This window comes from Streptomyces sp. NPDC003327 (assembly GCF_053589515.1).
This window is the reverse complement of sequence record NZ_JBSFSA010000102.1, coordinates 1-1,340: the sequence shown is the minus strand read 5'-3', so window position 1 is coordinate 1,340 and position 1,340 is coordinate 1. Positions and strand designations below refer to the sequence as shown.

The following is a 1,340-nucleotide window of genomic DNA, read 5'->3' as shown; positions in this document are numbered from 1 at the left end:
TGCTGGGCGGACAGTGATGATGGTTGGTGGTGCCACCGGCAGGTCTGACCCTTGGGCTGACTGACCACAACTTCCGTGTCTTTGCCTTGATCTGTCGGCCTGTCGGTGACACCACCGCACGCAGCCCGGAAGGGTGTCGTGACTTCATAGGAGCTTGTGCGAGAAGCCCCGTCACTGTCGTGTCCGTTCTCCCGACCGGCGCGTGCTGCCCTGTCCACGCGATGAGAAGGCAGCAGGCCCAGCATGATCGACGAGCATCCCGAGCGTGAGGTCTTTGCCGGAGTCGACACTCACACCGACACCCACCACGCCGCTGTTGTCGACCCGCTCGGGCGGCCCGTGGCCGACCAGGAGTTTCCCGCCACCACCCAGGGATATCGCGCCCTGCTGACGTGGCTCGGCACATTCGGCCAGGTACAGGCGGTGGGCGTCGAGTGCACTGGATCCTATGGGGCGGGGCTCACCACCGTGCTGACTGCAAGCGGCCTGGTGGTGGTCGAGGTCAACGTCCCCGACCGGGGCACTCGCCATTCCCGTGGCAAGTCCGACCCGATCGACGCTTACGTGGCCGCCCGGGCAGCGGCCTCGGGACGAGCCCAGGCCATTCCCAAATCCCGCACCGGCACAGTTGAAGCCCTGCGCCAACTGCGAGTGACCCGCGCCTCCGCGATCAAGGCCAGGACGCAAGCGATCAACCAACTCATCGGCTTGCGAGTCACCACTCCTGAGCCTCTGCGTCAGACGCTCGCAGGGCTCACGCGCGCCGCCCTGGTCAATAGCTGCCTTCGGCTGCGGCCCGGGCCCGACCTCGGCGACCCTGTTCACGCCTCCCGCTTCGCCCTACGCCAGCTGGCTCGCCGCATCCGCAGACTCACCGAAGAGATCGACGAAGTCGACGAGCACCTTTCCGTGCTCACCGCGGCGGCTGCCCCCGAACTGGTCGCGCTGTTCGGCGTGGGCACAGAGACCGCCGGCCAGCTGCTGGTCACGGCCGGCGACAACCCCGAGCGCTTGCGCTCGGAGGCCGCCTTCGCGGCTCTGTGCGGCGCCGCTCCAGTCCCAGCCTCTTCCGGGCGCACCGACAGACACCGCCTCAGTCGGGGCGGTGATCGCCAGGCCAACCGTGCCCTTCACATGATCGCGGTGGTTCGTATGCGCTATTGCCCTCGCACCCGGGCCTACGTCGCGCGGCGCGTCCAGCAGGGGCTGACGAAGAAAGACATCATCCGTTGCCTCAAGCGCTTCATAGCCCGGGAGGTCTACCACGCTCTCAACCAGCCCCGCGCTCGCCACGCCATCTCAACTACTTGACGTCTATAGGAGCATCAAGGCGTATCAAG

The 1,340-nt window shown here is 66.9% G+C and carries 1 protein-coding gene; it reads left to right on the top strand.

Going from position 1 to position 1,340, the window contains the following annotated elements; translation table 11 throughout:
• Positions 1-243: 243 nt before the first annotated feature.
• On the top strand, positions 244-1,311 hold the full coding sequence (locus tag ACWDVG_RS31615) for an IS110 family transposase (protein ID WP_451704361.1): 1,068 nt from the start codon (positions 244-246) through the stop codon (positions 1,309-1,311).
• The last annotated feature ends 29 nt before the right edge of the window (positions 1,312-1,340 follow it).